At 67.3% G+C, this 21,435-nt stretch carries 23 protein-coding genes; 13 read left to right on the top strand and 10 right to left on the bottom strand.

Annotation, left to right across the window (positions count from 1 at the left end; all coding sequences use genetic code 11):
• Positions 1-5 precede the first annotated feature (5 nt).
• The gene (gene dnaG, locus AC1DS0_RS17560; protein WP_476815580.1) at positions 6-1,901 is read right to left on the bottom strand and encodes a DNA primase; all 1,896 of its coding nucleotides are present in this window, start codon (positions 1,899-1,901) and stop codon (positions 6-8) included.
• A 126-nt stretch (positions 1,902-2,027) separates the two neighbouring features.
• Between dnaG and AC1DS0_RS17555 the strand changes: the two genes are divergently transcribed.
• Complete coding sequence (locus tag AC1DS0_RS17555; protein WP_476815579.1) at positions 2,028-2,945, top strand: LysR substrate-binding domain-containing protein; 918 nt, start codon at positions 2,028-2,030, stop codon at positions 2,943-2,945.
• Positions 2,946-3,021: 76 nt separating this feature from the next.
• Entirely contained in the window at positions 3,022-3,438 is a 417-nt protein-coding gene (locus tag AC1DS0_RS17550; RefSeq protein ID WP_476815578.1) for an NIPSNAP family protein, read from the top strand.
• 66 nt (positions 3,439-3,504) lie between these two features.
• On the opposite strand, the gene AC1DS0_RS17545 is transcribed toward AC1DS0_RS17550, so the two are convergent.
• Together AC1DS0_RS17545 and AC1DS0_RS17540 are read right to left on the bottom strand one after the other, a co-directional pair.
• Positions 3,505-4,002, bottom strand: a complete 498-nt coding sequence (locus AC1DS0_RS17545; RefSeq protein ID WP_476815577.1) for a hypothetical protein — start codon at positions 4,000-4,002, stop codon at positions 3,505-3,507.
• Between the two features lie 58 nt (positions 4,003-4,060).
• A complete protein-coding gene (locus AC1DS0_RS17540) occupies positions 4,061-4,522 on the bottom strand; it encodes a GatB/YqeY domain-containing protein (protein ID WP_476815576.1) in 462 nt (153 codons plus the stop codon).
• Between the two features lie 133 nt (positions 4,523-4,655).
• Here AC1DS0_RS17540 and carA point away from each other — a divergent pair, with 133 nt between their 5' ends.
• The 3 genes from carA (at position 4,656) to AC1DS0_RS17525 (ending at position 7,389) form a co-directional block, all read left to right on the top strand.
• The gene (gene carA / locus AC1DS0_RS17535; protein WP_476815575.1) at positions 4,656-5,876 is read left to right on the top strand and encodes a glutamine-hydrolyzing carbamoyl-phosphate synthase small subunit; all 1,221 of its coding nucleotides are present in this window, start codon (positions 4,656-4,658) and stop codon (positions 5,874-5,876) included.
• A gap of 14 nt (positions 5,877-5,890) precedes the next feature.
• Positions 5,891-6,217 carry an NIPSNAP family protein gene (locus tag AC1DS0_RS17530; protein WP_476815574.1) on the top strand — a complete coding sequence of 109 codons (327 nt, stop codon included), beginning with the start codon at positions 5,891-5,893 and terminating at the stop codon, positions 6,215-6,217.
• A gap of 371 nt (positions 6,218-6,588) precedes the next feature.
• Complete coding sequence (locus tag AC1DS0_RS17525; RefSeq protein ID WP_476815573.1) at positions 6,589-7,389, top strand: prephenate dehydrogenase/arogenate dehydrogenase family protein; 801 nt, start codon at positions 6,589-6,591, stop codon at positions 7,387-7,389.
• Here the strand turns inward: AC1DS0_RS17525 and AC1DS0_RS17520 are convergent.
• Complete coding sequence (locus AC1DS0_RS17520) at positions 7,386-8,318, bottom strand: LysR substrate-binding domain-containing protein (RefSeq protein WP_476815572.1); 933 nt, start codon at positions 8,316-8,318, stop codon at positions 7,386-7,388. The two genes, AC1DS0_RS17525 and AC1DS0_RS17520, sit on opposite strands and share 4 nt — an antisense overlap.
• Positions 8,319-8,410: 92 nt before the next feature.
• On the opposite strand from AC1DS0_RS17520, the gene AC1DS0_RS17515 reads away from it, so the two are divergent.
• The 3 genes from AC1DS0_RS17515 (at position 8,411) to AC1DS0_RS17505 (ending at position 10,553) form a co-directional block, all read left to right on the top strand.
• On the top strand, positions 8,411-9,310 hold the full coding sequence (locus tag AC1DS0_RS17515) for a DMT family transporter (protein WP_476815571.1): 900 nt from the start codon (positions 8,411-8,413) through the stop codon (positions 9,308-9,310).
• Positions 9,311-9,777: 467 nt separating this feature from the next.
• Positions 9,778-10,113 carry a cupin domain-containing protein gene (locus AC1DS0_RS17510; protein ID WP_476815570.1) on the top strand — a complete coding sequence of 112 codons (336 nt, stop codon included), beginning with the start codon at positions 9,778-9,780 and terminating at the stop codon, positions 10,111-10,113.
• 29 nt (positions 10,114-10,142) lie between these two features.
• Positions 10,143-10,553: a VOC family protein gene (locus tag AC1DS0_RS17505; RefSeq protein ID WP_476815569.1), complete on the top strand. Its 411-nt coding sequence runs from the start codon at positions 10,143-10,145 to the stop codon at positions 10,551-10,553.
• Positions 10,554-10,609: 56 nt separating this feature from the next.
• On the opposite strand, the gene AC1DS0_RS17500 is transcribed toward AC1DS0_RS17505, so the two are convergent.
• Together AC1DS0_RS17500 and AC1DS0_RS17495 are read right to left on the bottom strand one after the other, a co-directional pair.
• Complete coding sequence (locus tag AC1DS0_RS17500) at positions 10,610-11,419, bottom strand: inositol monophosphatase family protein (protein ID WP_476815568.1); 810 nt, start codon at positions 11,417-11,419, stop codon at positions 10,610-10,612.
• 2 nt (positions 11,420-11,421) lie between these two features.
• On the bottom strand, positions 11,422-12,678 hold the full coding sequence (locus AC1DS0_RS17495) for a class I SAM-dependent methyltransferase (protein ID WP_476815567.1): 1,257 nt from the start codon (positions 12,676-12,678) through the stop codon (positions 11,422-11,424).
• Between the two features lie 146 nt (positions 12,679-12,824).
• Here AC1DS0_RS17495 and AC1DS0_RS17490 point away from each other — a divergent pair, with 146 nt between their 5' ends.
• Both AC1DS0_RS17490 and AC1DS0_RS17485 read left to right on the top strand, forming a co-directional pair.
• Positions 12,825-13,538 (top strand): class I SAM-dependent methyltransferase, encoded by a 714-nt coding sequence (locus AC1DS0_RS17490; RefSeq protein WP_476815566.1) that lies wholly within the window; start codon positions 12,825-12,827, stop codon positions 13,536-13,538.
• A complete protein-coding gene (locus AC1DS0_RS17485) occupies positions 13,535-14,032 on the top strand; it encodes an anthrone oxygenase family protein (protein WP_476815565.1) in 498 nt (165 codons plus the stop codon). The genes AC1DS0_RS17490 and AC1DS0_RS17485 overlap by 4 nt, the downstream gene beginning before the upstream one ends.
• Here AC1DS0_RS17485 and AC1DS0_RS17480 read toward each other — a convergent pair whose 3' ends face one another.
• From AC1DS0_RS17480 to zigA, 3 genes are all read right to left on the bottom strand, one after another.
• On the bottom strand, positions 14,033-14,437 hold the full coding sequence (locus AC1DS0_RS17480) for a GtrA family protein (protein ID WP_476815564.1): 405 nt from the start codon (positions 14,435-14,437) through the stop codon (positions 14,033-14,035). It lies immediately after the preceding gene.
• 188 nt (positions 14,438-14,625) lie between these two features.
• Complete coding sequence (locus AC1DS0_RS17475; RefSeq protein WP_476815563.1) at positions 14,626-15,924, bottom strand: YncE family protein; 1,299 nt, start codon at positions 15,922-15,924, stop codon at positions 14,626-14,628.
• Positions 15,925-15,959: 35 nt separating this feature from the next.
• Positions 15,960-17,174, bottom strand: a complete 1,215-nt coding sequence (zigA, locus tag AC1DS0_RS17470; protein ID WP_476815562.1) for a zinc metallochaperone GTPase ZigA — start codon at positions 17,172-17,174, stop codon at positions 15,960-15,962.
• A 142-nt stretch (positions 17,175-17,316) separates the two neighbouring features.
• On the opposite strand from zigA, the gene AC1DS0_RS17465 reads away from it, so the two are divergent.
• The gene (locus AC1DS0_RS17465) at positions 17,317-18,699 is read left to right on the top strand and encodes an amidohydrolase family protein (RefSeq protein ID WP_476815561.1); all 1,383 of its coding nucleotides are present in this window, start codon (positions 17,317-17,319) and stop codon (positions 18,697-18,699) included.
• 1 nt (position 18,700) lies between these two features.
• Here AC1DS0_RS17465 and AC1DS0_RS17460 read toward each other — a convergent pair whose 3' ends face one another.
• Positions 18,701-19,585, bottom strand: a complete 885-nt coding sequence (locus AC1DS0_RS17460; protein WP_476815560.1) for a LysR substrate-binding domain-containing protein — start codon at positions 19,583-19,585, stop codon at positions 18,701-18,703.
• Between the two features lie 114 nt (positions 19,586-19,699).
• Between AC1DS0_RS17460 and AC1DS0_RS17455 the strand changes: the two genes are divergently transcribed.
• On the top strand, positions 19,700-20,404 hold the full coding sequence (locus tag AC1DS0_RS17455; RefSeq protein WP_476815559.1) for an RraA family protein: 705 nt from the start codon (positions 19,700-19,702) through the stop codon (positions 20,402-20,404).
• A 52-nt stretch (positions 20,405-20,456) separates the two neighbouring features.
• A complete protein-coding gene (locus tag AC1DS0_RS17450) occupies positions 20,457-21,431 on the top strand; it encodes a quinone oxidoreductase family protein (protein WP_476815558.1) in 975 nt (324 codons plus the stop codon).
• The last annotated feature ends 4 nt before the right edge of the window (positions 21,432-21,435 follow it).

The raw sequence follows: 21,435 nt of genomic DNA, 5'->3' as shown, positions 1-21,435 counted from the left end.
CCTGGTCACTTCTCCGGATTCGCCTCGGTCCCCTCGATCGTCTCGAGGCGAGCCTTGACGTCCTTCATCCAGGCGAAATTGGCTTCCGTTGGTTCGTCAGCCAATGCGCGTTCGGCTGCCTTCAGCTCGCTATGTAGCGTTCGTGCGCGATGATGCAAGACGAGAGCCTGACGAATCGAATCAAAAACCGATTCAGGATCAGCCGTTTGCGCGAGTTTCAGCCGCTCGGCCGGCTGGGTGACGGCGAGCAGCGCCGCCCTCGCTTCCGCCACGCGGGTCTGCTCCAGCCTGCGCCCGAACGCCTCCTGGTCGAAGCTGCCATCGAAGGCCGCCTCGACGAGCGCCTGGCGGAAACGCTCGGCCGCAGTCCCGTCGAGCGCAAGCTCGGCGATCTCGTCAACGCAGCGCATGACGAGGTCCGGATGGCTCGCAAGAGCCAGCAGGATGAACGCCTCACGCGTGTTCTCGCCGTGCCGGCGCTGCATCATCTGCGAACCGGCGAGTTGCGGGCTCGGCCGCACCAGCGACAGCGGCGGCCGTTCGGGACCACGCGGAAAGCCGCGCCCACCACCGCGCGCATTGCCGCCGCCGAACCCGCTCTGGCGCCGGCCCTCGAACCGCTCCTGCTGCGGCGGCGCGAAGAGCTGGCCGAGCCGCTCGTCGATCTCGCGGCGATAATGCCGGCGCGTCGCCTCGTCGCGAATCAGGCCGAGCGGCTCCTTCAGCCTGCGCTCGAAGGCGGCGCGCCGCTCCGGCGTGTCGAGCTGGCTCGCCTCGAACTCGCGGGCCCAGAGCATGTCGACCAGCGGCTTGGCCGAACCGATTACCTCCGCGACCGCGGGCTTGCCGCCCGTGCGGGCGAGATCATCGGGGTCTTGGCCCTCCGGCAGCAGCGCGAAGGAGAGCGAGCGCCCCGGCTCCAGCATCGGCAAGGCAAGATCGATCGCCCGGCCCGCCGCCTTGCGGCCGGCCTTGTCGCCATCGAGGCAGATCACCGGCTCGCCGGCCATGCGCCAAAGCAGCGAAAGCTGGTCCTCGGTCAGTGCCGTGCCGAGCGGCGCCACCACCTGCGGGAAGCCGGCAAGCGTCATGGCGATGACGTCGACATAGCCTTCGACCACGATCACCTGGCCGGTGTCGTGCGCCGCCTTGCGGGCATTGTGATGGTTGAACAGCAGCCCGCCCTTGTGGAAGAGCGGCGTCTCCGGCGAGTTCAGATATTTCGCGGGGACATCGGCGCTCATCGCCCGGCCACCGAAGGCGATCACCCGGCCCCGCGCATCATGGATCGGGAACATGATCCGGTCGCGGAAGCGGTCATAGGGCACGGCGATCTCCTCGCCATGCACCAGGAGCCCCGTTTCCATCATCGCATCGGCGCCGACGCCCTTGCCGGCGAGATGGTCGCGCAGCGCGAAGCGGTCCGGAGGGGCATAACCCATGCGGAAGAGCTGGCGTGCCTGGCCTTCCAGCCCGCGCCCTGACAAATAGCGCCGCGCCAGCCCGCCGCGCTCCGATTGCAGCTCAGCCTCGAAGAAGCGCGCCGCCAGCTCGACGACCTCGTACAGCCCCTTGCGCTTCTCTTCCTGTACCTGCGCCTCGACGGAGACTTTCGGCAAGATGACGCCGGCCTCTAAGGCGAGCTTCTCGACCGCCTCCGGGAAGGAGAGCCCTTCGGTCTCCATCACGAACTTGAAGATGTCGCCGTTCTTGCCGGAAGAGAAATCGAAGAAGGAACCCTTCTGGTCGTTGACGAAGAAGGACGGCGTCTTCTCGGCGTTGAAGGGCGAAAGCCCCTTCCATTCGCGGCCGGCCTTGGCGAGGCGCACGCGCTTGCCCACGACCGCCGAGACTGGCAGCCGCGCCTTGATCTCCTCAAGGACGGAGGGCGGGAACTTCATGGCTTCCTATCTGGCGATGCGGGAGGGCTCTGCCAATCGCCGATCGCAACACTCCCCCGTTTATTGGCGCAATCCACAGCACATGCTAGCCAGCCATGCTGGCGAAGCGAGGCAGGAGCGCGCCCGATGATCGAGACGCGGCTGCTGCGCCAGTTCATCGCCGTCGCCGAGGAATTGAACTTCCACCGCGCGGCCGAGCGGCTGCACATGGCGCAGCCGCCGCTCAGTCAGGCAATCCGCAAGCTCGAGGATGCGCTCGGCTTATCTCTGTTCGAGCGTAGCAACCGCAGCGTGGCGCTGACGCTCGCCGGCGCGACCTTCCTCGTCAGCGCCCGGCGCGTCCTCGCTCAGATCGAGGATGGCATCCGCGAAGCACAGGCCGTCGCCGCGGGCCAGGCCGGCCGGCTCGCGATCAGCTTCGTCGGTACCGCCCATGACCTGCTGCCTTTGGCACTGCGCCGCTTTCGCGCCGAATTCCCCGGCATCGAGCTTACCCTGCGCGAGGCGACCACGGGCGAGCAGCTCACGGCGATCACCGCCGGCGAGGCCGATATCGGCCTGATGCGCCAGCCCGGCATCATGGTCGCCCAGCTTGCCAGCGAAACCCTGCTGCGCGAGCCGATCCTGGCTGCGCTGCCGGATGACCACGCCCTCGCCGCAGGCGAGACCATTCCCCTCGCCGCCCTCGCCGGCACCGACTTCATCGGCACGCCGCGCCAGCTCGGCATCGGCTTCCACGACCAGATCATCGGGCTCTGCCGGCTCGCCGGCTTCTCGCCGCGCATCGTCCAGGAAGCGCGCCAGATGCAGACCATCGCCAGCCTGGTCGCGAGCGGGCTCGGCGTCGCGCTGATCCCAGCTTCCTTGGCGCTGATGCCGCGCGCCGGGGTCGTCTTCCGGCCGATCACCGTCGAGGCGCCACTGCAGATGACCCATATCGAGCTGATCGCCGCCTGGGACGCGACGCGTCATTCGCTGGCGCGCGACAACTTCCTCGCCGTGCTCAGGCAGGTGGCTCGCGATATGCAGCAGATATCAAACTAGTACGAACAATATATTTTACCGTAGAGATCGCGGCTGGCAGCCTCTCCTCGACAGCAACAGCAGGAGTGTCTTCGCCATGCCACACCGCTTGCGACGATGGGGCCTGATCACCGCGGCCCTGACCGCGGCCGCCCCTTTCGCCATCCCGACCTCGGCAACCGAGCGAGCGACCATGATCGAGCAATTGCGCATCTACGAGATCTTCGAAAGCAACAAGGAGGCCTTTCACGCCCGCTTCCGCGACCACGCCGCCCGCATCATGAAGACCTATGGCTTCGACATCGCCGCGATGTGGGAGGCCAGAACCAAGGACCGCACGGAATTCATCTACGTCCTGCGCTGGCCCGACGAAGCGACCATGCGCCAGAGCTGGGCTCGCTTCATGCAGGACGCGGAATGGTCTGCGATCAAGGACCGCACCTCCGCCGAGCACGGCCGCCTGGTCGGCGGGATCGAGGAGCGGGTGATGCAGCGCACGAGCTATTCGCCCTGAACAGCCTGCGCCCCGCAGCATCGCAGATAGATCATCGTGATCGCATCCATTCGGACGCGCGATGATCTAAGGGCACTGCAGCGGGTCGTCCGCCAGGGCCTTCGCCACGCCTTCGGTCGGCAGCAGGACGGCGGCGTCGCCCGCCCGCAATTCGATCCGCTTCGCATCGCGCAAGGCTGCCACAACCGGCTTCATCTGCACGGCGCCGAAACTGCCGTCGGGTTTCCAGGTCAGCTCGACCTCGTCGATACCCGCCTGGGCCGTGACCGGCACGCGCGTCGCCTTGCCGTCGGCCACGATCTCGATCGCCGACGGCAAGGCGTCCTTGAGCTGCGTCTTGGGCAGGACGGCCATCAGATAGGGGCCGCTCGCGATCGCCGGATTGGCCCGGGCCGCCGCCGCATCGCCGCAATAGAAGGTGAGCCGCGTCCCGTCGGCGCCGCTCACCCCGGCATAGGACGTGCCCATCTGGTAGCCGGTGCCCCAGCCCTCCGACTGGGCGAGCGCAGCCGGGCCTTGCATGGCGAGGCCGAGCGCGACGACAACGATCGATCGTTTCGACATCGGACACCTCCTTTGCCGAAACGCTGCCCGTCGATCTGGCGAAAATGCCGCCCGCGGATCAGCCGCCCAGCAACTGCTTCACCATAGGGGAGACCTTGGCGAAGTCCATCTGGCCGGCATAGGCGGCGCGCAGCGCGCCGATGACCTTGCCCATGTCCTTGACGGCGGATGCGCCGGTCTCGGCGATGACCTCCTCGATCGCCGCCTTGATCTCCTCGTCGCTCATCTGCTTGGGCAGATAGGACGAGATCACCGCGACCTCGGCACGCTCGCCGTCGGCGAGCTCGGGGCGGCCATTGGCGTCGAAGATCGTGATCGATTCCTGGCGCTGCTTGATCATTTTCTGCAGCAAGGCGAGAATCTCGTCCGGCGTGGCCTCGCCTTTGCCGGCCCCGCGCGCCTCGATGTCCTTGTCCTTCAGCGCGGCCTGGACCAGGCGGATGGCGGCGACCTTGCCCTTCTCGCCGGCCTTCATCGCGGTCTTGAGGTCGGCTGTGAACTGCTCGCGCAGAGTGGACATGATGTTACGAACCTTCTTCATTCATTGACGGGGCGCGGCCGCCTGATTAAGGCTCGCGCTCCAGACCGGCAGCGCCATTTCGCGCAGCCTTCACGCTTGCCGCAGCTTCCAGCGGCCTGGACGAGACATAGACATGACCGCTCACGAAGGAAACCCCGCCACCCAGGGCTGGCAAGAGGGCTGGGTCGAGCCGCGCGCGACTGCCGTGCTGGTGCTGGCCGACGGCACGGTGCTCGAAGGCTTCGGCCTCGGCGCGACCGCGCAGGCGCCCGGCGAGGTCTGCTTCAACACAGCGATGACCGGCTATCAGGAAATCCTGACCGATCCGTCCTATGCCGGGCAGATCATCACCTTCACCTTCCCGCATATCGGCAATGTCGGCGTCAACGAAGAGGACACCGAGACGGTCAATGCCGCCGCCTCCTCCGGCGTGCGTGGCATCGTGCTACATGCCGAGGTGACGCAGCCCTCGAACTGGCGCTCGGCCAAGCATCTCGACGCCTGGCTCAAGGCCCGCAACATTATCGGCATCTGCGGCGTCGACACGCGCGCCTTGACCGCGCTGATCCGCGAGAACGGCATGCCAAACGCCGTCATCGCTCATGACCCGGCCGGCAATTTCGACATCGAGGCCCTGAAGAAGGAGGCCGCCGCCCTGCCCGACATGGCTGGGCTCGACCTCGTCCCGCTCGTCGCCGCGACCCAGCGCTATGACTGGGACGAGACGCCCTGGCAGTGGCCGCGCGGCTACGGCAAGCGCGAGAGCGCGGCGTACCGCGTCGTCGCGATCGACTACGGCGTCAAGCGCAACATCCTGCGCCTGCTGGCCAAGGCCGGCTGCGAGGTCGAGGTCGTGCCCTCGACCGCATCAGCCAAGGACATCCTCGCCCTCAATCCCGACGGCGTCTTCCTGTCGAACGGCCCGGGCGACCCGGCCGCGACCGGCGAATACGCCGTGCCGGTGATCAGGGAACTACTCGACCGCAAGATCCCGACCTTCGGCATCTGCCTCGGCCACCAGATGATGGCGCTGGCCATCGGCGGCCAGACCATGAAGATGAAGCAGGGTCATCACGGCGCCAATCATCCCGTCCAGGACAAGACCACCGGCAAGGTCGAGATCGTCTCGATGAACCACGGCTTCGCCGTCGACCCCGCGACGCTGCCGGCCAACGCGACCGAGACCCATGTCTCGCTCTTCGACGGCTCGAACTGCGGCATCGCCCTGAACGACCGGCCGGCCTTCAGCGTCCAGCACCATCCGGAGGCTTCGCCGGGGCCGCAGGATAGCCACTATCTCTTCACTCGCTTCGTCGAATTGATGGAAGCGGAGAAGGCGAAGAAGGCCGCCTGATCACGGAGGGTGCCATGATCCACCAGTTGCGCATCAACGAGATTTTCGAGCGCAACAAGGCGGCATTCCACGCCCGCTTCCGCGATCATGCCAGCCGGATCATGGCCCGCCACGGCTTCCGCATCCTGTCGATGTGGGAGACGCGCAGTGCTGATCGCACCGAATTCGCCTATCTCCTCGCCTGGCCCGACCTCGAGACCAAGGCGGCGCGCTGGGCGAGTTTCATGGCCGATCCCGAATGGATCGAGATCAGGCGCATCAGCGTCATCGAGCATGGCGACCTCGTCGGCGCGATCGAGGATCGTGTGCTGGTGCCGACCGATTATTCTCCGCCGCTGTAAGAGGCTTCGGCACGGAACCGCTTCCGTCATTCCGGGGCAGGCCGAAGGCCTGAGCCCGGAACCCAGAACCAATGCGTTTTCCCGAGAATGCGAGCCGTCTTGGCTCTTCTGGAGACGGCATCGGTTCTGGGTTCCGGGCTCGCCGCTCTGCGGCGCCCCGGAATGACGTAAGCGCCCATGCAAAGCTCGCTGTAATTGACAAGGCGGCGCGCCCGCGCTCTAAGCGGGTCATGACCTTCGCCTGCCTGCTCGCCCGTAACTATTACGCCCCGTCCTCATAGAGGCGGTGGCATTTACATGTCTCAACCGCCGCGCTGGCGGTTGAATTCAGGCAGTCACCCGGCATCGCGGCCCTCCCCTAGGACAACGCGATGCTTATCCCGAACACCACCAATCCCTCCGTCGGCCTGATGGGCTTCGGCGCCTTCGGCCGCCTGATCGCCCGTCATCTCAAGCCGCATTGCCGCTTGCTCGCCTTCGATCCGGCGCTGCCCGCAGACGCGGCCAAGGGCGGCATCATCGCCGCCGATCCGGCCGAGATCGCCGCCTGCGACATCATCATCCTCGCCGTACCCGTCGCGGCCCTCTCCGAGGCGATCGCCACCCTGCGCCCGCATCTGCGCGCCGGCGCGATCGTCGTCGATGTCGGCTCGGTCAAGATCGGCCCGGCCATGACCATGCTCGCCGAGCTGCCCGAGGACGTCGAGATCGTCGGCACGCATCCCCTCTTCGGCCCGCAGAGCGGCCGCGACGGCATTGCCGGCCTGAAGATCGCGATCTGCCCGATCCGCGGCCGCAGCGCCTGGCGCATCGCCGCTTTCCTGCGCCGGATGCTGCGCCTCAAGGTCATCATGACGACGCCGGAGGCGCATGACCGCGAGGCGGCCATGGTCCAGGGCCTGACCCATCTGATCGCCAAGATCCTGGTCCGGATGGAGCCGCTGCCGCGCCGCATGACCACGGCGAGCTTCGACCTCCTGATGCGCGCGACCGAAATGGTCCGCCATGACAGCCCGGCCGTCTTCCTCGCGATCGAGCAGGCCAATCCGCATGCCAGGCCCGTGCGTGACCGCTTCTTCGCCCTCGCGGAGGAGATGCGGGCGCATCTCGACAGGGACCGTTCTCCTGCGAGCGAGGCCGGCAAAGCACTGGTGCCGGATGTCGTCTCCTAAGCCGCCTTCGCCTCCTGCCGCAGGAACCCCGCGAGCTTGCCCGCCGACAATCCAGCCTCATGTGCGATCCGCGTCGCCAGCGCCACCGCTGCCGGGCGCGGCTGGCCCATCGGCCGGTCGAGCCAGTACGAGACCGGGTTGAGCGCCGTGCGCTGATCGACCCTTACGACCCGCCCGGCATCGACCTGCGCCTGCGCCAAAGGCGGGCGCGACAAGGCCACGCCTAGCCCGCTGGCAGCGGCGTCGAGCACGAGGTTGTAGTCCTCGAACCTCCGGTCCTGCTGGCGCGGCCGGAAATCCAGCCCCTGCGCATTGAACCAGGCGCGCCAGCCAGCAGCGTCCGAATCGTGGATCAGCGGCTGGTCGAGGAAGCGCTCCGGCTTGCCCTCGCCGATCGCCTTGGCCAGCTCCGGCGAGGCAACCGGATAGCACCACTCCTCGAAGAGCTGCACCGAGACCCGGCCCGGCGTGCCGCCCCGGCCGCAGCGAATGGCGAGGTCGATCCCCTCCTCTTCAAGGTCGACCTTGCGATGGTCGACCTGCAGCATGATCCGCACGGCGGGATCGCCGCTTTCCAGAAGCTGCCAGCGCGGCATCAGCCAGAGCGAGCAGACGGAAGGGGTCGCGCTGAAGCGCACCACCGCCGTCCCGCGCGGCTCGCTCCAGCGATCCGATGAATCGGCGAAGACCGAGAAGGCTTCCTGCGTGCGCTGGAACAGGCGCTGCCCCTCCGGTGTCAGCGCGACGCCGCGCGCCTGGCGCTCGAAAACGCGCAGGCCGAGCCAATGCTCGAGCTTGGCGACCTGCCGCGAGATCGCGCCATGGGTGAGGTTCAGCGCCTCGGCCGCGGCCGAGAAACTGCCGGAGCGGGCAGCGGCCTCGAAGGCGCGCAGCGTGTCCAAGGGCGGAAGCGGCGAGCTGTGATCCATGCTCACAGCTCGTCATTGAATTACTCGTTTGTCAATCAGCTCGCCCAGGCGCTTATCCGAAGGCGAACCGTCACCAGCCTTTGAGGCCTGCCATGACAACCGTCCCCTCCACCGCGCCTACCCGGCCCGGCTCCACCCTTGACGCCATGCTGCTCTTCACCATCCCCTTCACCGTGATCGCCTGGGCCTCCTCCTTCCCCGCGATCCGGGCCGGCCTTGCCGGTTTCGGCGCGCTCGAACTCGCCGCCCTGCGCTTTGCCATCGCCGGCGTCTTCGCCGCGCTCTTCCTGGTCGTGACGCGCCCGAAACTGCCCGAGCGCGCCGATATCTGGCGCTTCCTCACCGGCGGCATCGTCTTCATCGCGCTCTATGCGATCTTCCTCAATCTCGGCCAGCGCGTCGTCCCGGCGGGCGCGGCGAGCTTCATCATCAACACCAACCCGATCATGACGGCGGCGCTCGCCATGCTGGTCCTGAACGAGCGCTTCAGCGCCCTCGCCTGGGCCGGCACCGCGCTCGCCTTCGCCGGCATCGGCGTGATCGCTGTTGGCAACGGGCTCGACCTCAACATCGGCGTCAGCGTGCTGCTGATCCTCGGCGCCGCCCTGTGCAACTCGGTCTCGACCGTGGTGCAGAAGCCGCTCTTCGCCCGCCACAAGCCGCTCACCGTCGCGGCCTGGAACATGGCGCTCGGCGGGCTCGCCCTCACGCCCTTCCTGCCCGGCGCGCTGGAGCAATTGCCGGCCGCACCGGCACAGGCGATCTGGTCGGTGGTCTGGCTCGCTCTGGTCTCCAGCGTCGTCGCCTACGGCACCTGGGCGATCACCCTGTCGCGCCTGCCGGCCGGCCGCGCCGCCAATTTCCAGTATTGCGTGCCGCCAGCGGCGATGCTGATCAGCTTCCTCTGGCTCGCCGAGGTCCCGACCATGCTCGGCCTGATCGGCGGCGCCATGGCCCTGGCCGGCGTGGTCCTCGTCAACCTGAAGCGGTGAGACCAGCCAGCGCGGGATCCCCTCTCCTGGAAGGAGAGGGGTAGGGGTAAGGTGTTCGGAGCTGAATCGTGAGCTTCAGCCCGACCGCGCGGTGAGCGCTCGCGGCACTGGTCCAACCGCCTACACCTCACCCTGCCCTCTCCTTCCAGGAGAGGGTTCCTCGCGTTCTTGCTCGTTCTGTCGCGAGCTCGCCTCGATCCCGAGGCTCGGTTTCCGCAGTAGCCCGACCAGCAACTCCAGCTCCCTTGCATCGAGCGGCTGGAGGAAGGCGAGCTCGCTTGCCATGTCCGACGGAAAGCCTCCTCGGCCAGCGCCGCGCCCGCCTCGGTCAGAACCATCTGCACACCGCGCCGTCGCGTGCCGAGATATCTTGGCACAAAGATATCTATCTTGACGGAAAGATATCTCTAGGCTAGATATCTTTCCGTCAAGATAATTTGCAGCCACAAACAGCCAGGGAGGCAGCTATGTTCAACGTCCTTCGGTCCGAGGATCAGCAGCGCGGCGCCAACCGCACGGTGCGTTTCGAAGGCGAGGCGCTCGGCGGCCCGGTCTCGTTCTTCATCGTCGATGCCGAGCCCGGCCAGGGCTCAATGCTGCACGTCCACCCCTATTCCGAGACCTGGATCGTCCGGAAGGGCGAGGCGGAATTCACTGTCGGTGGTGAACGGACACGGGGCTATGCCGGCGACGTCGTCGTCGCTGCACCCGACATCCCGCATCGCTTCGAGAATGTCGGCGACGGCCGGCTGGAACTGATCTGCGTCCACCCGAACGGGCGGATTCTGCAGCAGAACCTCTGACGATCACTCACCCAGCAAGGAAGCACACCATGTCCAAGATGATCTTCGTCAACCTGCCTGTCTCCAATCTTGCCGCCGCGACGCGCGTCTACGAGGCGATCGGCTGCAAGCAGAACCCGGATTTCAGCGATCATCAGACCTCGAGCATGGTCTGGTCCGAGGCGATCACCTTCCACCTGCTGACCCGCGACTATTTCGCAACCTTCATCAGCAAGCCCGTCGCCGACGCCCATGCCGGTGCGCAGATCCTGCTCGCGCTCACCCTCGACAGCCGCGCCGAGGTCGATGCGACCGTCGCAGCGGCAGCCGCCGCCGGCGGCAAGGCCGATCCGCGCCCGGCGACCGATCTGGGCTGGCTCTACAACCGCGCCTTCGAGGACGCCGATGGTCACACCTTCGAGGCCGTCTTCGCCAACATGGCGGCGATGCCGGCAGGATGAGAGATGCACCAGCAGAACCCCTCTTCTTTCAGGAGAGGGGTTCTTGCATCAATGCTCTAGCTTTCCGCCAACAACCGCCGCTGCAGCTCGTCCCACAGCTCCGGCGATTGCGCTGCCAGGATGCCGAAGCCCTGCTCGGCTGGCTTGTAGGGACGCCCGTCGAACCTCGCCGCCCGGCCACCGGCCTCTTCGAGGAAGAGCGTGCCGGGCGCATGGTCCCAGGGCAGTCCGCGCCAGAACATCACGAAGTGCTGCTCGCCGCGCACGATCGCCGGATATTCCTCGCCGGCGCAGTGCATGCCCGGCAGGATGACGGCAAGGTCGCGGCCATTGGCCTGAACCCGCGCGGTGATCTCGGCCGGCAGGAAGCGGGTCAGCACGCCGCCTCGCAGCGCGTTCCATTGCGGCGGCTGGCCGGCCCTGGCGGGCTCGCCATTGATCCAGGCGCCGGAACCACGCTCGGCGACATGGAGCATCTCGGTCGCCGGGCTGAACATCCATGAGGCCACGGACTCGCCCTCACGCAGCAGCGCCACCATCATCGAGAAGCACGGGCTGCCCTTGACGAAATTGGCGGTGCCATCGACGGGGTCGACGACGAAGACGGTGCCCTCGCCCAGTCCCTTCAGCAGCTCCGGCTGTGCCGAGACCGCCTCCTCGCCGATCACCCGCGATCCCGGCAGCAGCGCCGGCAGGCGGACATTGAGCAGCCGCTCGGCCTCCTCGTCGGCGATGGTGACCTCTTCGCCCGGCGATTTCACCCGGACTTCCGACTCCGCCAGCTTGCGGAAGCGCGGTATCACCACCTCGGCCGCGACCTCGCGCAGCAGGTTCGAGACCTGCCCGATCAACTCCTGTCCGGCCATCGTCAGAAGCCCCGCCGTTCCAGCTCGGCTTCGGCGTCGGTGATGTAGTCCCGGATCACCGGCACGGCGCTCTTGTGCTGGCCGAGCAGCAGTTGGAAGACCATGTCGCCGCCGATGTCGAAAGAGATTGAGCAGGCGGAGAGGTAGAACTCCCACATCCGCGCGAAACGCTCGCCCAGCATTGCGACCACCTCCGGCCGGTGCGCCATGAAGCGCTCGCGCCAGGCTTCCAGTGTCCAGTGATAGTGCCGGCGCCAGAACTCGCAGTCGGAATGCCAGAGCCCGGTCTGCTCGACCGCGGCGAAGACCTCCGACAGTGCCGGGGCATAGCCGCCGGGGAAGATGTACTTGTCGAAGAACGGGCCGGTGAAGCCGGGCGGGCCGACGCGGCCGATGCAGTGGACGAGCGCGATCCCGTCGGGGGTGAGCAGGTCGCGGATCTTCTCGAAATATTCGAGGTAATGCGCGACGCCGACATGCTCCATCATGCCGACCGAGACGACGCGGTCGAAGGTTCCGGTCAGCTCGCGGTAATCCTTGTTGATGAAGGAGACGGCATCGCCGACGCCGGCCGCCTCGGCGCGCTTTTGCGCCGCCGCCATCTGGTCGGGCGAGACGTTGAGCCCGGTCACCTTCGCGCCGCAGGCCTTGGCGAGATAGATCGAAAGCTCGCCCCAGCCCGAGCCGATGTCGAGGACGCGCATCCCCGGCTCGATCTTCAGCTTGGCGGCAAGGTGCCGGAGCTTGGCCTTCTGCGCGGCTTCCAGCCCGACCTCGGGGCTGTGCCAATAGGCGCAGGAATAGGTCATCGTCTCGTCGAGCCAGAGCCGGTAGAACTCGGTCGGGATGTCGTAGTGGTGCTTGACCTTCTTGCCGGCGACGCCCAGGGGGTTGTGCATCCGCCAGCGCCGGATCTTGAAGCGCACCTTCCGGATCGCCGCCTGCAGCGGGTGCTTGCGCAGTTCGCTGCGCTGGATCCAGAACAGCGTCAGGAGGTCGTGGATGGTCGAGCCGTCCTCGAACTCGATACGCTGGTCCATGTAGCCTTCGGCCAGCGCCAGCTCGGGATTGAGGAAGAGCTCGCGCTCGATCTTGTTATCCTTGAACCGCACCGTCACCTCGCCGGCGAGGACGGGCTTGCCGGCGAAGGTGAACTCGGTCCGGCCCGGCCCGAAGACGTGCCGCGTTCCGTCCGGCGCAATGACGGTCAACCGGCCCTTGCGGATCGAGCGCTTCAGCAGTTTCGGCAACAGCAGCATGGTCGGGCAGGCTCCGGTCGGTCGCGCGCAGGCTATTGGCTCGCCAGCCGTGCCGTAAACCCCGCATGCAATCAACCTGCTCTGCACACGCGCCGCGGCCATGCTAAGGGCTAGCCTCGAAGGCGCCCCCTCGAAATGGAGACCCGATGTCCTGGCGTGATTTCTGGAACGGCGAGCATGCGATCTACGTCTCGGATCGCCACAAGGCCCTGCATTACCGCCGCATCGCGCAGGATATCGCCGCCGCCGTGCCGTCCAGGGACGCCGCCGTCCTCGATGTCGGCTGCGGCGAAGCGCTCTCGGCCGATCTCGTCGCCGCGGCCAGCGGCCGGCTGATCCTGTGCGAGGCGGCCCCCACCGTCCGCGAGAAATTGAGGGCCCGCTTCGGCACTCTCGCGAATCTCTCGGTCGTCTCGCCGGAAGAGGTCGAGGCTCTGCCGGATGATTCGCTCGATCTCGTCGTCGCCAATTCGCTGATCCAGTATCTGAGCGAAAACGAACTGAAGCGGGCGCTGGCCATCTGGCTCGCTAAGCTCAAGCCCGGCGGCGAGCTCATCCTCGCCGACGTGATCCCGCCCGACCTTTCTCCCCTGACCGACGCGACCGAGCTGCTCGGCTTCGCCTGGCGCGGCGGCTTCCTAGTCGCGGCGCTCGGCGGCCTCGTCCGCACGGTCTTCTCGGACTACCGCAAGCTGCGCGCCCAATACGGGCTCTCGACCTACAGCGCCGTCGGCATCACCGCGCTGATCGAGGCGGCCGGCTTCACGGGCGTCACGCGCGTTACGAATTTCGGCCATAACCCACACCGCATGGCCTTTTCGGCACGCAAGCAGCTTGCACTGGAAGCTCCGACGCCATGACCTCGCTCGCGCTCGCACTCACTGTCGTCACATTGGCCCTGGCCGGCGCCATGGCCGGCTTCTTCTATGCCTATTCGATGTCAGTGATGTGGGCGCTGGATGCGATCGATCCGAAGGCCGCGATCGCCTCGATGCAGAGCATCAACATCGTCGTGCGCAACGCCATCTTCTTCCCGGCCTTCTTCGGCACGCCGGTGGTGGCGCTGGTGGCCGCTGGACTCTGGTGGAAGCAGGGCGCCGGACAGGTCGCGCTGCTGCTGGCGCTCGCCGCCATCGTCTATCTGGCCGGCGCCTTCCTCCTCACCGTCGTCGCCAACGTGCCGATGAACGAGGCGCTCGCCATCGCGACGATCCCCGCCGATCCCGAGGCGGCGCGGACGCTGTGGCAGAACTATTCGCGCCCTTGGACGCTGTGGAACCATGTCCGCACGGTCGCGAGCTTTGCGAGCCTGCTGCTGGTCGGCTGGGCGCTCTACACAGCCGGGCAGGCCTGATCAGGCGCCTTCGCGATCGGCGAAGGAGAAGAATTTGTGCCCGGCAAAGGTGAAGACCATCACGATCAGCGTGGTGACGACCTGCATCGGCAGATAGGGCAGCCCGGCGACCTTGACGAAAAGGTGCATCAGGACGCCGGTGAGCAGAAAGCCGCCGAAGGCGATCAGGCCGAAGCGCCAGCTCGCCTCGCCATGGGTTCGCGTGGCGTCGAAGGTCAGCCAGCGGTTGAGCAGATAGGAGACGACACCGCCGAGCACGAAACCGGCGAGCGACGCCAGGACGGGATCGACCCGGCCGAGTTCGACCAGGCCGATCAGCAATCCGTAATGCGCGACCGCCGCCATCACGCCGGAGAAGGCATAGGCGATGACCTGGCGCGTATGGCGGGGAAGGCGGTTCAACATCCGGGATGCCTATACCCCGGATGCTGAACGGAAGCCTACAGGGCTCTCGTTTCCCTCTCTTGAGTCATCCCGGACAAGCCGCGAAGCGGCGCCGATCCGGGATCCGTGCCTGAACCGTTCCGGAATGGGTCCCGGGTCTCCCTCCGGTCGCCCGGGACGACCCAGCGCTTTATGATGCAGGTCGAAACTCAGCCCGCATCGCTGCCGGCGAGATTGGCTGGCTGGCCCTCGACCGGCAGATCGAGCGCCTGCTTCAGCGTCTCGAGATTGTACTCGCGGATACGACCGTTCGTAGGATCGCTGACATAGGCGCTACCGCCGACCACGGCGAGCGAGGGTGTCGGCGTCTTCGCACCGTACTGGCAGTCGAAGGCCGGCACGGCATCGAAGCTGGCGAGCTCCTTCCAGGCGGCGACATCATAGACCCTGAGCTTGCCGTCCGGCGTCAGATTGGCGAGCCGCCGGCCATTGCCGGAAAGTTCGAACTGGCAAGCCGACTGGCCGCCGTGCACCGGCAGGACATCGGCCGAGGTCAGCGACTTGGCGGTCGGGTCGACCCGGAGCAACCCGTCATAGGGCGAGGTCTTGCCGTAGTTGGCGACCATGAACTTCGCGCCGGCCCTGGCCTTGATCGCACTGATCCGGCGCTCGTCCGGATAGGCGAGCTTGTGCGCGCTGAACTTGCCGCCGGCCTGCGACAGCACCAGCATGCCGCCGCCCTCGCCTTCGGCGCAGCCGAAGACATGGCGGCCATCGGCCGCGGCATGGCCGTGATAGAGCTTGCAAGAGGCGTCGGGCTTGGCCGGATCGTTGAAGGAGGCGAGTTTGGCCCAGCTGCCCTTGGTCCGATCGAGGATCTCGAAGCCATCCGGCCGCGACGAGGCGCTCTTGTCCTCGCCCTTCACGTAGACCGGGTTCGGCACCGACATCAGCCAGCGCCCCTCGCCCATCGGCACGACGATACCATGCTGCGGCCCCGGGCTCGGCCATTCCGTCAGCGCCGGCTTGTCCTTGGCGAGATCGTTGATCGCAACCAGCACCGCCTTCGCCGTGCTCTGCCCGTCCCAGGGACGGATGCCGTCATAGAACAGCGCGAGCTGGCCATGGCCGGAGATGACATGGGCCGGCTTCTGGCCAGTCAGCGTGAGGTCGACGAGCTTCACCGGCCCCTTCTCGATGTCGTTGTGATCGCCATGCGATTCGATCGTCAGGCCGGTGTCGAGGAAGCGGATCGTGCCGGCATCGTCGCCGGTCTTGATCACGACGAAGCGGCCGCCCTGCGCCGTGGCGAAGCCGGGATTGGCCTTGGGCAGGTCGAAGCTGTGCGTGACCTCGCCGGTGTCGAGATCGAGCACACGCACGACCGGCTTCTCATGGTCGGCGAAGACCAGCCGGCCACGCAGTACGGCATGGTCATGGGCAAGCGCCGGCAGGCTCGAAAGCACGGCCGACATGGCGAGCGTGGACAACAGGGAAAGCGGACGCATGGCAGTCTCCAGGGCGGACGGGAAAGGGTGAGGTCTCAAGCGGCGGTGGCCCGGCGCCAGGCCGGGAACGGGTCGGGCAAATCGCGATAGCGCTCGGGCTTGAAGGCAATGGTCGGGGTCTCGCCGAGCAGGCAGGCATCGAGCCCGGCGCGGATGGCGCGCTCGTCCATGTCGGAGCCGATGAAGACCAGCTCCTGCCGGCGGTCGCCCCAGACCGAGTGCCAGTGCCGGTTCAGGATTGCCTTCCATTCCGGATGGTCGGGCCAGCGCGAGCGCGGCACCGCCGCCCACCAGAAGCCCATCGCCTCGGTCCGGCAGATAGCCCCCGCGAGCGACATCTCGCCGACCCATTCGGGCCGGGTCGCCAGCCAGAAGTGTCCCTTGGCCCGGATCAGCCCCGGCCAGCTTTGCGCCAGGAAAGCGTTGAATTTCTCGGGATGGAACGGCCGGCGCGCCCGGTAGACGAAGGAGGAGATGCCGTATTCCTCGGTCTCCGGCACATGGTCTTTGAAGCCGTAAAGCTCCTTGTGCCAGAGCGGATGCTCCTGCGCCTTCTCATGGTCGAACAGGCCGGTGTCGAGCATCTGATCGAGCGCCACGCGGCCGAAATCAGCCTCGATCAGCCGGGCATCCGGATTGAGCGCCCGGATGACGCGCCTGGCTTGCGCCACCGTCTCCGGCCCGGCATCGCCGACCTTGTTGAGCACGACGACATCGGCGAACTCGATCTGCTCGACCAGGAGATCGACCAGCGTGCGCTCGTCGCCCTCGCCGGCCGTCTCGCCGCGCTCGCGCAGGAAATCACGCGAGCCGTAGTCCTTGAGCAGGTTCACCGCGTCGACCACCGTCACCATGGTGTCGAGCCGGGCGAGATCGGAGAGCGAGAAGCCGTCCTCGTCGCGGAATTCGAAGGTCGCGGCGATCGGCAGCGGCTCGGCGATGCCGGTGCCCTCGATCAGCAGGTAGTCGAAGCGGCCATCGCGGGCGAGCCGGCCGACCTCGGCCAGAAGGTCGTCGCGCAAGGTGCAGCAGATGCAGCCATTGCTCATCTCGACCAGCTTCTCGTCGGTGCGAGAGAGATCGCCGCCGCCGGAGCGCACGAGGTCGGCATCGATGTTCACCTCGCTCATGTCGTTGACGATGACCGCGACCTTGCGACCCTCGCGATTTTTGAGGACGTGGTTGAGCAGCGTCGTCTTGCCGGCGCCGAGAAAGCCGGAAAGCACGGTGACGGGAAGGCGGGAGTCCATCTCGGATCTCATATTTTGTTACGTTGTAACATTTCATAGCGAGAGCAAGTTGCGGGCGCAAGGCTGCCGTGCAGGCGCGTCGCTGGCCTTCCACAGCACGCGCCCTAAGCTCGCTCATCCAAGCCGATGGAGAGCCCGCGCCATGATCGAGATCGACCTCCTGGTGCGCGCCGAATTCCTCTATCCGGTCAGCCCCGGAATGCCGGTCATCCCCGATGGCGAGGTCGCGATCGCCGGCGGACACATCCTTCATGCCGGCCCGCGCCAGCCCGAGGGGCATTGGGCGCCGGCCCGCACGATCGATGGCGCCGGGCGCGCCGTGCTGCCCGGCTTCGTCAACTGCCATTCGCACGCGGCTTCGCTGGTCTTCCGCAGCCAGACCGACGACCACGCCGCCAAGGCGGCGCTGCTCGAAGTCGCCTTCCGGATGGAGAAGGACATTACAGAGAATGAGTGGGCGCTATTGGCGGAGGCCGGCTGCGCCGACATGCTGCAGGCCGGCATCACCACCATCAACGACATCTGGTATGCGCCGCACCGGCTCGCCGGGACCGTCGAGGTCTGCGGCCTGCGCGCCCAGATCGCCCACAAGGTCTTCGACGTCCGCCTGCACGAACTCTGGCGGGGCGACTACACCCACCATCCGGATATCGGCGAAGAGCGCCTGCGCGACGGCGTCGCCTTCGCCGAACGCTGGCACGGCGCTGCCGATGGCCGCATCACCGCCCGCATCGGCACGCACGCCACCGACACCTGCTCGGCCGAGTTGCTGAAGACCGCTCGCGCCGAGGCCAATCGGCTCGGCATCGGCATGCATATCCACGCCGCCCAGAGCGTCGCCGAGGTCGATCAGATCAAGGCGGCCCATGGCTGCGGCCCGGTCGAGTTCCTCAGGGATGTCGGCATGCTCGGCCCGGACGTTGTGCTCGCCCATCTCGTCTTCGCCGGGACAGGCGATCTCGACGCCGTCAAGGAGAGCGGCGCGGCCTATGCGCATTGCCCGACGATCTATCCACGCCGCGGGCGCTATCCACCGCTCGAAGACATCATGGCGCGCGGCATTCCCACCGGCTTCGCCACCGACTGGATGCTGAACGACCCGTTCGAGGGCATGCGCAACGCCCTCAACGCCATGCGGCTGCGCCTGGGAAGCCCGACCGCCCTCTCCTGCGCCCAGGCGCTGGAGCTGCACACGATCGGCGCCGCCCGCGTCATGGGCCTGCAGGACGAGATCGGCTCGCTGGAGACTGGCAAGAAGGCCGACCTGATCATGGTCGACATCGACCACCCGCACCTCCAGCCCTATTACGGCGACTACGCCGCGCTGGTCTATTACGCCCGGGCGAGCGACGTGGTGACCAGCATCATCGACGGTTCGGTCGTCGTGGAGGATGGCCGCCCGACCCGCCTCGATCGCGAGCGGACAATGGCCCGGATCAAGGAGAAGGTACCGGGCTGGCGCGGAAAGCTGGCGGCACTCGGCAGCCGCGCGGTGTTCGGTCCGGGCTGTCCCTGTTGCGGCTGATCTAGCCGGCTGCAGCCGCCGGTTCCGCAACCAGCCTGCGAACGACGTCCGTCGCGATGTCAAGCAGAGCTCCGGCGGCCGGCGTTCGCGCGCCCGATGCCAGCAGCCGCACCTCGATCGGCGGCAGGTCCGGCAGGCCATGCTCGGCCGCGACATCGCGGACCGCGCCCGGCAGGCGGTGACGGGTGCGAACCGAGACGCCATGTCCAGCCCCGAGAGCGGCCCACAGGCCCGGAAGGCTCGGTGTCGTCAGCGCCAGCCGCCAGCGCAGGCGCTGCCGGTCGAGGGTCTGGAGCGCGGTCTGCCGGAACAGGCAGGGATGGTCGAACAGCACGAGCGGCAGCTCGGCCGCGCCGGGTCGCGGCATGGTCTCAGCGGCAAGCCAGACCAGCGGCAGCGTCGCGACATGCGCACCGCTCGTCGACGCCCCGGCCTTGAAGAAGGCGAGCGCGACATCGAGCCGGCCGGCCTGAACCTCCTCCTCCAGCGCGTAGTTGCGCCCGGCGCGGACCTCGACATGGGAATTCGGGCGCTGCTGCGCAAACAGCCCCAGCACCTCCGGCATCACGTCCTCGAAGAAGTCCTGCGGCAAGCCGAGACGCACCGTCGCCGCCCCCGCGCTGTTGCCGACAGCCGCTGCGGCTTCGTCGTTCAGCGCAATGATCTGGCGGGCATAGCTCAGCAGCGCCTCGCCGGCCTCGGTCGGCACCAGCCCGCGCCCGTCCCGGCGGAACAGCGGACGCCGCGCCTGCTCTTCCAGCTTCTTGAGCTGCATGCTGATCGCCGATTGTGACCGGCCGAGCTGCGTCGCGGCGCGGGCGAAGCTGCCGAGCTCGACCCCGACCACCATCGCCCGCAGTGCGTCCATATCGAAATTCGCCGACATCGACCCGAAATCCTGAAACGAGACTTATGATCATTTCGTTATTCAGAATGATCCCGCATTGCTAGCGTCCTGTCCAGCGGCCTTGCGGCCGGACCAGACCCTGGAGGACAGCGCATGGAATCCGATCTGATCGCGCAACTGAAGACGCTCACCACCCCGCATCTGGCGGATGGCTGCCTGCGCTGCGGCGTGCCGATCCGCTTCGCGCCTGCCGGGCTGCGACCGCTCGCGCCGGATATGGAAGTGCGCGGCCGCGCCCGTCCCGTGCGCCATGTCGGCAGCATCGATGTCTTCTTCGAGCTGCTCGAGCATGCTGCGCCGGGCGAAGTGATCGTCATCGACAATGGCGGCCGCCTCGACGAGGCCTGCATCGGCGACATCGTCGCGATCGAGGCGGAGGCCGCCGGCATCGCCGGCTTCGTGATCTGGGGCCTGCACCGCGACAACCGCGAGCTCGCCGAGCTCGGCCTGCCGGTCTTCAGCCTAGGCGCGCTGCCGACCGGGCCGCAGCGCCTGCATCCCCGGCCGCACGACCTGTTCCACCAGGCACTGGTCGGCCAGCACGGCATCGCCGAGACCGATTACGTCGCCGCCGACAGCAATGGCGTGCTGTTCCTGCCCGAAAGCCGGATCGAGGACATCGTCGCGGCCGCGATCGGCTATCGCGAGACCGAGGCGCGCCAGCTCGCGGCGATGCGCGCCGGCCGCAGCTACCGCAGCCAGACGCGCTTCGACCAGTACTTGGCGACGCGGGCGCAGAACCCGGCCTACGGCTTCCGCCAGCATCTCAAGGACATCGAGGCCGCCGGCGAGGTCTGACCTTGCCTCGCGCACCCAGACGCCTCCACCCGCTCAAGAACGAGACATCGCAATGACCAAGCAGATCCGCATCCACGAGAATGGCGGCCCCGAAGTGCTGCGCTATGAGGACGCCACGCTCGGTGCCCCCGGCCCGGGTCAGGTCCGTCTGCGCCAGACGGCCATCGGCCTCAACTTCATCGACGTCTACCAGCGCAGCGGCCTCTATCCGCTACCCCTGCCGAGCGGCATCGGCCTGGAAGCCGCAGGCACCGTCGAGGCGGTCGGCGACGGCGTCGCCAATGTGCAGCCCGGCGACCGCGTCGCCTATGCCGGCGGATCACCCGGCGCCTATGCCGAAGCCCGCATCATGCCGGCTGCGCCGCTGATCAAACTGCCCGACGCCATCAAGGACGAACAGGCGGCAGCGATGATGCTGCAGGGCCTGACGGCCTATTACCTGATCCATCGGACCTACCGTGCGAAGCTCGGAGACACCGTGCTCTTCCATGCCGCGGCCGGCGGCGTCGGGCTGATCGCCTGCCAATGGCTGAGCGCGCTCGGCGTCACCGTGATCGGCACCGTCGGCAGCGAGGAGAAGGCGGCGCTGGCACGCGCCCATGGCTGCGCCCATACGATCCTCTATCGCGAGGAGAACATCGCCGAGCGGGTGCGCGCGATCACCGATGGCGCCGGCGTTCCGGTCGTCTTCGACTCGGTCGGCAAGGACACCTGGGAGGCGTCGCTCGACAGCCTGAGCCCGCTCGGCCTGATGGTCAGCTACGGCAATGCCTCTGGAGCGGTTCCGCCTTTCGCCCTCGCCCAGCTTGCCAGCAAGGGCTCGCTGTTCGTGACGAGGCCGACGCTCGCCACCTATATGGCCAAGCGCGAGGACCTCGAAACCGCCGCCAACGCATTGTTCGCCGTCGTCGCCGATGGCACGGTCAAGATCGCGGCGCTGCAGTCCTACCCACTCGCCGATGCCGCGCAGGCGCATCGCGACCTCGAGGCCCGCAAGACCTCGGGCTCGACCATCCTCATCCCGTAACGCC

The organism is Allobosea sp. P4_H5 (genome assembly GCF_056400825.1).
The sequence above is the reverse complement of the archived record's forward strand: the minus strand, read 5'-3'. Positions and strand labels throughout refer to the sequence as shown.

What these genes read in the sequence shown, in the direction of transcription:
- carA (WP_476815575.1), top strand. Translation starts at nt 4,656, where the DNA reads ATGACCGCTCACGAAGGAAACCCCGCCACCCAGGGCTGGCAAGAGGGC.
- AC1DS0_RS17495 (WP_476815567.1), bottom strand. Translation starts at nt 12,678, where the DNA reads ATGCTGCTGTTGCCGAAACTGCTGAAGCGCTCGATCCGCAAGGGCCGG.
- dnaG (WP_476815580.1), bottom strand. Translation starts at nt 1,901, where the DNA reads ATGAAGTTCCCGCCCTCCGTCCTTGAGGAGATCAAGGCGCGGCTGCCA.
- AC1DS0_RS17525 (WP_476815573.1), top strand. Translation starts at nt 6,589, where the DNA reads ATGCTTATCCCGAACACCACCAATCCCTCCGTCGGCCTGATGGGCTTC.
- AC1DS0_RS17480 (WP_476815564.1), bottom strand. Translation starts at nt 14,437, where the DNA reads ATGTTGAACCGCCTTCCCCGCCATACGCGCCAGGTCATCGCCTATGCC.
- AC1DS0_RS17540 (WP_476815576.1), bottom strand. Translation starts at nt 4,522, where the DNA reads ATGTCCACTCTGCGCGAGCAGTTCACAGCCGACCTCAAGACCGCGATG.
- AC1DS0_RS17530 (WP_476815574.1), top strand. Translation starts at nt 5,891, where the DNA reads ATGATCCACCAGTTGCGCATCAACGAGATTTTCGAGCGCAACAAGGCG.
- AC1DS0_RS17490 (WP_476815566.1), top strand. Translation starts at nt 12,825, where the DNA reads ATGTCCTGGCGTGATTTCTGGAACGGCGAGCATGCGATCTACGTCTCG.
- AC1DS0_RS17550 (WP_476815578.1), top strand. Translation starts at nt 3,022, where the DNA reads ATGCCACACCGCTTGCGACGATGGGGCCTGATCACCGCGGCCCTGACC.
- AC1DS0_RS17520 (WP_476815572.1), bottom strand. Translation starts at nt 8,318, where the DNA reads ATGGATCACAGCTCGCCGCTTCCGCCCTTGGACACGCTGCGCGCCTTC.
- AC1DS0_RS17500 (WP_476815568.1), bottom strand. Translation starts at nt 11,419, where the DNA reads ATGGCCGGACAGGAGTTGATCGGGCAGGTCTCGAACCTGCTGCGCGAG.
- AC1DS0_RS17460 (WP_476815560.1), bottom strand. Translation starts at nt 19,585, where the DNA reads ATGTCGGCGAATTTCGATATGGACGCACTGCGGGCGATGGTGGTCGGG.
- AC1DS0_RS17465 (WP_476815561.1), top strand. Translation starts at nt 17,317, where the DNA reads ATGATCGAGATCGACCTCCTGGTGCGCGCCGAATTCCTCTATCCGGTC.
- AC1DS0_RS17455 (WP_476815559.1), top strand. Translation starts at nt 19,700, where the DNA reads ATGGAATCCGATCTGATCGCGCAACTGAAGACGCTCACCACCCCGCAT.
- AC1DS0_RS17485 (WP_476815565.1), top strand. Translation starts at nt 13,535, where the DNA reads ATGACCTCGCTCGCGCTCGCACTCACTGTCGTCACATTGGCCCTGGCC.
- AC1DS0_RS17510 (WP_476815570.1), top strand. Translation starts at nt 9,778, where the DNA reads ATGTTCAACGTCCTTCGGTCCGAGGATCAGCAGCGCGGCGCCAACCGC.
- zigA (WP_476815562.1), bottom strand. Translation starts at nt 17,174, where the DNA reads ATGGACTCCCGCCTTCCCGTCACCGTGCTTTCCGGCTTTCTCGGCGCC.
- AC1DS0_RS17545 (WP_476815577.1), bottom strand. Translation starts at nt 4,002, where the DNA reads ATGTCGAAACGATCGATCGTTGTCGTCGCGCTCGGCCTCGCCATGCAA.
- AC1DS0_RS17515 (WP_476815571.1), top strand. Translation starts at nt 8,411, where the DNA reads ATGACAACCGTCCCCTCCACCGCGCCTACCCGGCCCGGCTCCACCCTT.
- AC1DS0_RS17475 (WP_476815563.1), bottom strand. Translation starts at nt 15,924, where the DNA reads ATGCGTCCGCTTTCCCTGTTGTCCACGCTCGCCATGTCGGCCGTGCTT.
- AC1DS0_RS17555 (WP_476815579.1), top strand. Translation starts at nt 2,028, where the DNA reads ATGATCGAGACGCGGCTGCTGCGCCAGTTCATCGCCGTCGCCGAGGAA.
- AC1DS0_RS17505 (WP_476815569.1), top strand. Translation starts at nt 10,143, where the DNA reads ATGTCCAAGATGATCTTCGTCAACCTGCCTGTCTCCAATCTTGCCGCC.
- AC1DS0_RS17450 (WP_476815558.1), top strand. Translation starts at nt 20,457, where the DNA reads ATGACCAAGCAGATCCGCATCCACGAGAATGGCGGCCCCGAAGTGCTG.